Origin of the sequence: Coleofasciculus sp. LEGE 07092 (assembly GCF_015207375.1) — a bacterium.
In the GTDB taxonomy this organism is placed as follows: domain Bacteria; phylum Cyanobacteriota; class Cyanobacteriia; order Cyanobacteriales; family Coleofasciculaceae; genus LEGE-07092.
Genome location: NZ_JADEWY010000199.1, coordinates 1 through 8,360, shown reverse-complemented (window position 1 = coordinate 8,360; position 8,360 = coordinate 1). Strand labels below are relative to the sequence as shown.

8 protein-coding genes and 1 pseudogene are annotated in these 8,360 nt (G+C 47.5%); 3 read left to right on the top strand and 6 right to left on the bottom strand.

Translation table 11 applies throughout. From position 1 onward, the window contains the following. Positions 1-329 (top strand): annotated as a pseudogene (locus IQ257_RS30475) (hypothetical protein); the annotation flags it as partial. A 430-nt stretch (positions 330-759) separates the two neighbouring features. Here IQ257_RS30475 and IQ257_RS27975 read toward each other — a convergent pair. Beyond that, complete coding sequence (locus tag IQ257_RS27975) at positions 760-1,230, bottom strand: DUF4079 domain-containing protein (RefSeq protein WP_193881556.1); 471 nt, start codon at positions 1,228-1,230, stop codon at positions 760-762. A 166-nt stretch (positions 1,231-1,396) separates the two neighbouring features. Between IQ257_RS27975 and IQ257_RS27970 the strand changes: the two genes are divergently transcribed. Further along, positions 1,397-2,866: an ankyrin repeat domain-containing protein gene (locus IQ257_RS27970; protein ID WP_193881553.1), complete on the top strand. Its 1,470-nt coding sequence runs from the start codon at positions 1,397-1,399 to the stop codon at positions 2,864-2,866. Positions 2,867-2,884: 18 nt separating this feature from the next. Here the strand turns inward: IQ257_RS27970 and IQ257_RS27965 are convergent, their stop codons facing one another. Next, the gene (locus tag IQ257_RS27965; protein ID WP_193881550.1) at positions 2,885-3,409 is read right to left on the bottom strand and encodes a phosphoribosyltransferase; all 525 of its coding nucleotides are present in this window, start codon (positions 3,407-3,409) and stop codon (positions 2,885-2,887) included. A gap of 82 nt (positions 3,410-3,491) precedes the next feature. Then, the gene (gene msrP / locus IQ257_RS27960) at positions 3,492-4,481 is read right to left on the bottom strand and encodes a protein-methionine-sulfoxide reductase catalytic subunit MsrP (protein ID WP_193881547.1); all 990 of its coding nucleotides are present in this window, start codon (positions 4,479-4,481) and stop codon (positions 3,492-3,494) included. 219 nt (positions 4,482-4,700) lie between these two features. On the opposite strand from msrP, the gene IQ257_RS27955 reads away from it, so the two are divergent. Then, positions 4,701-6,032: a Rieske 2Fe-2S domain-containing protein gene (locus IQ257_RS27955; protein ID WP_193881544.1), complete on the top strand. Its 1,332-nt coding sequence runs from the start codon at positions 4,701-4,703 to the stop codon at positions 6,030-6,032. A 15-nt stretch (positions 6,033-6,047) separates the two neighbouring features. Here IQ257_RS27955 and IQ257_RS27950 read toward each other — a convergent pair whose 3' ends face one another. The 3 genes from IQ257_RS27950 to IQ257_RS27940 all read right to left on the bottom strand — a co-directional run bounded on the left by IQ257_RS27950 (position 6,048) and on the right by IQ257_RS27940 (position 8,133). Beyond that, positions 6,048-6,587, bottom strand: a complete 540-nt coding sequence (locus IQ257_RS27950; protein WP_193881525.1) for a Uma2 family endonuclease — start codon at positions 6,585-6,587, stop codon at positions 6,048-6,050. A gap of 221 nt (positions 6,588-6,808) precedes the next feature. After that, entirely contained in the window at positions 6,809-7,834 is a 1,026-nt protein-coding gene (gene thiL / locus IQ257_RS27945; RefSeq protein WP_193881522.1) for a thiamine-phosphate kinase, read from the bottom strand. Further along, positions 7,831-8,133: a hypothetical protein gene (locus IQ257_RS27940; RefSeq protein WP_193881519.1), complete on the bottom strand. Its 303-nt coding sequence runs from the start codon at positions 8,131-8,133 to the stop codon at positions 7,831-7,833. Before IQ257_RS27940 ends, thiL begins: the two co-directional genes overlap by 4 nt. Positions 8,134-8,360: the final 227 nt, after the last annotated feature.

The following is an 8,360-nucleotide window of genomic DNA, read 5'->3' as shown; positions in this document are numbered from 1 at the left end:
CTTCTCCTCAAGCAGCAGCCCCGCCACTGCCATCACCCCTAGCATCCGTACCAACAATCCCAACCCCAATACCTCCAACGCCAACTGCCGTTGCTCCAGCTTCTCCGACTCCGCCACCTCCCCCTCCTGTCAACCATACCCTTGTGGGATTGCTGGAACTGGGGGAACGCTCTGCCGTCTTATTTGAAATTGATGGTATTACTCAACGGATTAATGTTGGTGAAGCTATCGGTTCTAGTGGCTGGACCCTAGTTTCTGTTGCTAATCAGGAAGCCGTCATTCGACGCAATGGCGAAGTTAGGTCTGTTTATGTGGGGCAAACCTTCTAAACTTAAGGTGCTCTGATGACCATTTGGGAAGCGATCAGGCTCTGAGTGTATAGAGCGATCGCTTTTCCAGAACTTACAAATTCGTGAGTAACCTGGCTTTCCTGAGAATAAAAGTCAGAACCGTTTCTTCTCTGGCAATAATATAGCAACTGCCAAGACGGTTAGGACATATATGAATTTAGTAGAGACGTTCCGCCGGAACGTCTCTACCAGAGTTTGTCATAAGATAGGGCTTGCTGAATAAGTCGGAGAAAAACAACCGATGGATTAATTAGGGCTTGCTGAATAAGCATGACTGGAGTAGCAAAGCTAAATGTTGTTGAATCTCCTCAGATATCCTGCCTTTCTTACTTTCTTTGATCCTCTTCAAAAATGACACAAGGCTCTAGAACCCGTGCAGGCAAGATGCCTGCACTACAATGGAATGGCGCTACATCTTACTAATAATCTTCTGCACGATTTCCATGCCCGTTACGGCTTGCCAGCCAAAGAGTCCTAACAAACTAACACCCAAAACGATGTGGGTGTAACGTGCCCACATCTGACCCTTTTGCATAAACGGCGAAAGGGACGCAGCAGTGGCAATGAGTGCCGTCATACCCAAGCCTGCCACCAAGTGGGGACCGACAAACAGCTTGCCATTATTGATATAAGTTACAGCCAGGGCAGAGATCGCACCAATGACCATAAACGCTAACAGCGCTGAACCGATTTGATAGTGTCTGAGATTATACTTACCCTTAATCAGTTCTTTCTTGGTATCACCCTCTGCATTGCGCGTCTGTTGGATTTTTAGACCCAGATACAGAGCATAAATTGATCCTGCCAGCAGTACCCACATTAAAATCGGGTGAAGGAATTGGGAGTAGACTTTTACGGATTCTGGGATTTCAAGGTTCATAGTAGCGTTGGAGCGATTCTCAGTATCTTGATAAAAGTTAACAGATCATAGCCTTAGTTTACTCTAAAGTCTGACCAGCAAATAGCCCAATCCCTCTTGGAGGTACTTGTCAAAGCTCCGATTTGGCGGTAAGTTAACAACGCTCTCTTAGACCTTGCACGAGCCGATGATCTCTAACCCAGACCTCTTACTGCTAAGAGCAGCTCAAAGTGGCAATCTTCCTCAAATTCAAGCATTGCTGGCTCAAGGGGCTGATGTCAATGCCAGCGATCGCGACGGCACCACGACATTGATGTTTGCTGCCCAGCGAGGCTATACCGAAATCGTGCGCTTGCTGCTCAATGCCGGAGCCGATATTAACCGACCCAGAAAGCGGTATGGTCTAACAGCTTTAATGCTGGCAGTAGCTGCCGATCGGGTTGACACTGTGCAAACGCTGATAGCTGCCGGTGCTGAAGTCAACGCCAAAAACGATGATGGCAGTACAGCGTTGATGGTGGCAGCGCACAAAGGTTATCTCAAGATCGTGCAAGTTTTGCTGGAAACTGGTGCCGAGGTCAATGTGAAAGACAAGGATGACGATAGTGCCTTGAGCCTAGCCGCCGAACAAGGTCATGCCGATGTCGTGGAAACTTTACTCGCAGTCGGTGCTGATGCCACAACTAGCGGGGAGATATTAACCCTAGCTGCCAGCGCAGGTCACGCTCAGATGGTAGGCATACTATTAGACCAAGGAGCAAGTGTTGATACCCCGGATGTCGATGGCAGAACCGCTCTGATGCAAGCGGCTGAATTGGGATATTTATCAGTAGTCCAGAAATTATTAACCGTTGGAGCCCAAGTCAACTTCCAAGATGAAGAAGGGGAAACCGCTCTCATATTAGCCGCAGACCAAGGTCGCACAGACGTAGTAAAAGCCTTACTCGCGGCGGGTGCGAATGCCAACCTGCAAAACCAGGCTGGTGGAACTGCGCTAATGGCAGCAGCGGCTGGAGGTCATATTGGCGCTGTTAAGGCGTTACTGGATATCGGTGCTGACATTAATGCCACAGATGGCGATCGCGAAACAGCACTCCATCTTGCCACAGTAGAAGGTCATACGGAAGTGGTAGAAGCCCTGCTCCAGCGAGGAGCTAATGTCCATGCCAGAAATCAGCTCGGTGACACGCCCTTAATGCTGGCAGCACTGCACGGTGACACAGAAATTGCCAGGACTCTACTGCAAAACGGAGCAGATTCCAACGCAACCAATCAACATGAAACTCCCCTTACCCTAGCCACATCTGAGGGACACCTGCAAACCGTTCAGGTTTTACTAGATGCCGGAGCAGATGCCAACAGACAGGGTGCAGCCGGGAAAACTTTGCTTATGAAAGCCGCCGATCGAGGTGACACCGCACTCGTACAACACTTCCTAAAAGCAGGTGCTCAAGTCAATCAACGGGATAGTGCAGGTGCCACGGCGCTAATGTGGGCAGCTCATCGAGGGTATACCGAGGTCGTGAAAATTCTGCTTGATGCTAAGGCAGATATAACCCCAAAAAATCAGGGAGGTTACACGGCTCTCATGCTGGCAGAATTCAACGATTATCCAGAAGTCGTCAAACAGCTCAAAGCAGCAGAAACGTCGGATTGAAAAGTTCCGTTAATCTTTTCAGACTTCAGAATTGATAAGGTACTTTTCTGTCAGATCACTAGGACTCATGCATTCGTATGGCTCAAACGGTTGATGAATCCAAGGATTTTCAGGTAAGTACTCCACATAATAATCGGGGACAACACAAGAGCAGCCTTTATACCAGAGAACGGCAGTACGAATCTCTTCAATGTCATCACCATAGTGGCGCTCTAGCCAACGAACTGATTCCCGGAGGCTGATGCCAGAATCCGCCAAATCATCAACGAGTAACACGCGACTGCCTAAGGTTTCCGTCGTCATCGCCAAATGCTGAGAAAAGGTAATGATTCCTCGGACGCGATTGTCAGCTCCCCCATAGGATGATGCTGATAAAATTGCCAGTGGCTTGTTGTAGATTCGGCAAAGAATATCCCCAACTCGAAGTCCACCCTTAGCAACGCAAACAATCTGATTGAAATCCCAGTTAGTTTTATGGATATTAACAGCTAACTGTTCGATTTTTTGATAGTACTCTGACCAAGAAACATAAAGGTCGGACATAATGACTGCCTAGAAAAGTACCTGTGAAGTTGAGTTAACTCATAAAGCGATCGCAACTGCTATTGTATCTCTGCATTAAGAATCAACTATACAAACTTGCCACGTATTCCCCATAGCCGTTATAGGGAAGCGTCTCCCGCTTTTCCCAGGAAAAAGTTTGTTCCTTGCCGATAAACTTTTCCGTTGCTTGCGACCATCGAGGGTGAGGCTTGCTCGGATTAACGTTCGCCTCAAAACCGTATTCCTTCGGTATGAGCGTATTCCAGAACGTGGCAGGTTGAGTTTCTACAAAGTCAATTTTGACAATTGACTTGGCTCCCTTAAACCCGTATTTCCAAGGCACCACTTCTCGAATTGGTGCACCGTGCTGCTTTGGTAACAGATGACCGTAGATACCAACGGCAAAAAACGCTAAATCATTTGCCATTTCCTCTAGAGTGAGTCCTTCCGTGTAGGGCCAAGGCAGCTTACCACTCAACGACCAAGAAGGACCGACTCGAATCTGAGGATTATCATAGGAGGTAAATCGCACGAATTTAGCTTTGGAGGTTGGCTCAACTTCTGCCATCAACAATTTCATCGGAAATCCAATCCATGGCAGTACCATTGACCAAGCTTCTACACAACGGAATCGATAGATGCGTTCTTCTAGGGGAAACCTTTTGCGTAAATCATCTAAATTATATGTGCGGGGATTTTTCACTAAACCCGTTACTTCAACCGTCCACTCGTCAGTTGGCAAGGCTTGTGCTGCTTGCCAAATCGATTTACCACTGCCAAATTCATAGAAGTTATTGTACTGTCCGGCTAGCTGCTCAGTAGTAATCGGTCGGTCAACCTCTGCGAATGCGGGATTGGTTTCAATGGCTTTCAAGTTGGGTTGATCTAGAGTAGCTGCTAGGGCTGTGTTAGTCTCTGAAGAACCTTGACACCCTAAAATCGGCAGGATGCTGCCCCCTAAGCCAGCACCCACTAAGGTTTTCAGGAAGCGACGCCGATTGAAATAAACGGCTTCGGGAGTGACTTCTCGCTCTGGGATTTCCCAAGATTTCGGTACACGGATAATCGTCATTGCACAAAAGAGTGATTCAATGTGATGTCAGTATATCTATAAATTTCGTCTCTCAATTCGCCTCAAGGTGTACGATTCTACCCCAGTGGGTTGAATACTTCATCACTATTTGTATATAGCCGCGTCAAAGTTTATTCGGTGCGATCGCAAATAGGAAAATTCCCCGCAAAGGCGATTCAATAGGATAATTATTACAGGATTCCTGACACAAGTTGCCCTATGTCACCTGAATTTAACTTCTTTCAGCATTGGTATCCCCTCTCACCAATCGAAGACCTTGACCCCAAACGACCCACCCCCGTCACGGTTTTAGGACTCCGCCTGGTTATCTGGAAACCGGGTTCGTCAGGAACCTATCGAGTATTTTTAGATCAATGCCCTCATCGACTCGCACCCTTGAGCGAGGGACGGGTGGATGAGAAGACAGGTAATCTGATGTGCAGCTATCATGGCTGGCAGTTCGATGAACAAGGACTCTGTACCCATATTCCCCAAGCAGAAAATCCCCAACTCGTCGCCAAAAATCAACAGAATTTCTGTGCTGCTGCACTGCCTTGTTGCCAGGAAAATGATTTGCTTTGGGTTTGGCTTGATGCCAAGTCCGCAGAACTAGCGGCTGTTACACCCCGCCCTCTTTCACCGCAAGTGGATGCCAGTAAAGGGTTTGTCTGGTCATCGATGGTGCGCGACTTAGACTACGACTGGCAAACGCTGGTGGAAAATTTAGCCGATCCGAGTCATGTCTCCTTTGCCCATCACGGCGTACAGGGTGACAGAGAAAAGGCAATGCCTATTCCTCTAGAAATTACGCAATCAACATCCAATCGAATTGAAGCAACTACCGTCGGACGCTTTAAAACCAAAATTACCTTTGAACCCCCCTGCCACTTAGAGTATGCTATCGGTTTTGGCGATAAAGGGCAGCAGCTTGGACTCATTACCTACTGTATCCCCGTAGCTCCAGGTAAATCCAGGATTGTCGCTCAGTTTCCCCGCAACTTTGCCAAAACCCTTCATGAGTTAACCCCTCGGTGGTGGAATCATATCAAAATCCGTAATCAGGTACTCGATGGCGATATGATTTTGCTCCATCAGCAAGAGCACTTTCTGCAACAGCGACAACCAGACGAAAGCTGGAAAACTGTCTACAAACTGCCGACAAGCGCCGATCGCTTAGTTATTGAGTGGAGGAAATGGTTTGATGTATACTGCCAGGGAAAACTACCTTGGAATGAAGTCGGTCTGAGTCGTTCAGAAAAAACGACAATTGATGATAGCCGTCAGGAATTGCTGAATCGCTACAAACAACATACCCAGCATTGCAGTAGCTGTCGAGGTGCCTTGAAAACTTTGCAGCGCTTGCAGATGGTGCTTTTAGTTAACTTTATTCTTACGATTTCCGGTGTTGCTGTGATGCCGGATTCACTGCGCCTGAGTTTAGGTTTACCTCTAATGGCTGTAGCTCTCTTAGGTCTTGGTGCGTTCGCTTGGCTCAAATTTTGGCTAGAACCGAGATTTTACTTCATTGACTACGTGCATGCTGACCGATAGCTAGTGCAAAATATATTAAGCCAACAACTCATCCACCGCTACACTAAACCCTGACAATACCACTTGCGTACTCGCCACCTCACCCCCTGTAAACCAAACTCGCTGAGTTTGAGTCACCACAAATATCCACTTATTCTCTGGCAGAATTAACCAAACTTCCTGACAACCTGATTCTAAATATTCAGTCGCTTTCGCCAAAAAATCCTCAGCTAAATCAGTCGGTGAAGCCACCTCTGCAATTAAAGGAAAGGATACAGGTAAAACATCAAACTTGCCGTACTCTTCTAGCAATTCAGGCGTAATATAAGCTACATCTGGACGACGCCCTTGCTTATTCGTGCGACAAGGTGCTTCTGTGAGGACTTCTCCCCCTTGTCTACTGGAAAGCGCGTAACTTCTCCAGTAGTAAGTAAGTCGAGCCTGAGTCACACTATGCTTGAACGTCATCCCATTTTTCTCCACAAGTTTCCCATCCACCCATTCCATACCATCGGGGGGATTTTGCATATAGTCTTCTAAGGAGAACACTTGCGGGATAACTGGAGTTGCAACCATAGCCGCCGACCTTTTTTAGTTATTTAGAATTTTAGATTTGATATTGCGATCGCACTTCCAACTTTTTCTCACGATCCAATCTGCGATCGCTTTTTTCTTAAAATCTTATATATACGCGCACACTTACCCCATAATAAAAAATATTACCAGAAACGAAGAGTAATATCAATAACTTTCAACTTCTCCTCGCCTCTACACTCCTTCTGTGGCGATCGCAACATTCAAAAATGCTGAAACCCCCGATTGAAAGTCAGCAACTCATCTCTATAAGTTCCGGTGCTATCCTTCAACCAAACGTCCTGACCCGTTGTAATGTGACCGATTACAGCCGCTCCCTCACCTAGCTGTTCCACCAACACCTTAGCCAGTTCATCGGGCAGGCATAATACTAATTCAAAGTCCTCACCACCGTACAACGTCCAATCTAAAGCTTTCTCTGGAGACAGGATTCGACTCAAAATAGGTGGCTGAGGAATTTGAGTGCGTTCTAGTTGAGCACCAACACCGCTCCCACGACAGATTTGCACAACCGCGTCTGCCAAACCATCACTGCTATCCATCCCAGCTATTGGGAATTGGGGATGGGTGTCTGAAATAGTCCAGAGTAAGGGCAAGACATTTAACCGGGGTTGAGGGCGTTGGTGAGTGCGAATCAAATCTATTCGTTCGGCTTCGCTTAATTTTTCACCCCATTCTGGATTCAGCAGTAATTCCAGTCCAGCTCTCGATGCACCGTGAACACCAGTAACAATAATGGCATCCCCAACTCTAGCGGTTGAGCGGCGGATGGTGCGGTGGGGAAACACTTGACCGAAAGCGGTAATAGAAATTGAAATAACTGGGGAACGGCAGACATCGCCCCCTACAATAGGCGTATTGTACGGTTGCAAGCACTGACTGACGCCCTGGTAGAGTTGTTCAACCCAACTCAGTGGAATATCACCCGTTAGACTCAAGCCGATGGTAATACCGAGGGGAGATGCTCCCATTGCCGCTAAATCAGATAAATTAGCAGCAGTGGCACGCCAACCGATATCTTCAGGACTGGTGGTGCGATCGCTAAAATGCACCTGATCCACCAAAACATCGGTGGTAACAACTAGGGATTGACCGGGAGTTGGGGAAGGGATTACTGCTGCATCATCACCAATCACATCCGGCGGACAGAAACGTTGCAATTGTTCCAAGACACCTTGTTCCCCAACATCTCGGACTAACAGGGGAGACGATTCACCGTTCTTGTTCATATATCGGCAGAGGGACGCCTATGTAATTTGGGGAAGCGATAGAAGGTATCCCCATCGGCATCAACTTCCGGAACCGCATTAAATACTTGCGCCTGATGCTCCAGATACTGCCGTGCTTTTTCTGGCTCAACCCTAGCCGTAGCTGCTAACTGAATCAGAGAGATACAGCTATTTTCTGATTCGAGTAGTTGGTAAAAGCTATCCTCTAGCTGTCGCTGCTGACTGTACGTTGCCTTTCCCAGTAACAGAACTGCCAAGAAACCAAGAGAAACAGCTAGGAGCAAGTCAATAATTGGCATAAAGCACTCCAGATGTGGAGACAAGGGGACAAGGGGACAAGGGGACAAGGGGACAAGGAGACAAGGAGACAAGGAGACAAGGGGACAAGGAGACAAGGAGACAAGGAGACAAGGAGACAAGGAGACAAGGAGACAAGGAGACAAGGAGACAAGGAGACAAGGGGACAAGGAGACAAGGAGATTTTTATGGTGTTATTCTTCTCCCCAGCTCCCCCTCTCCCCAGCTC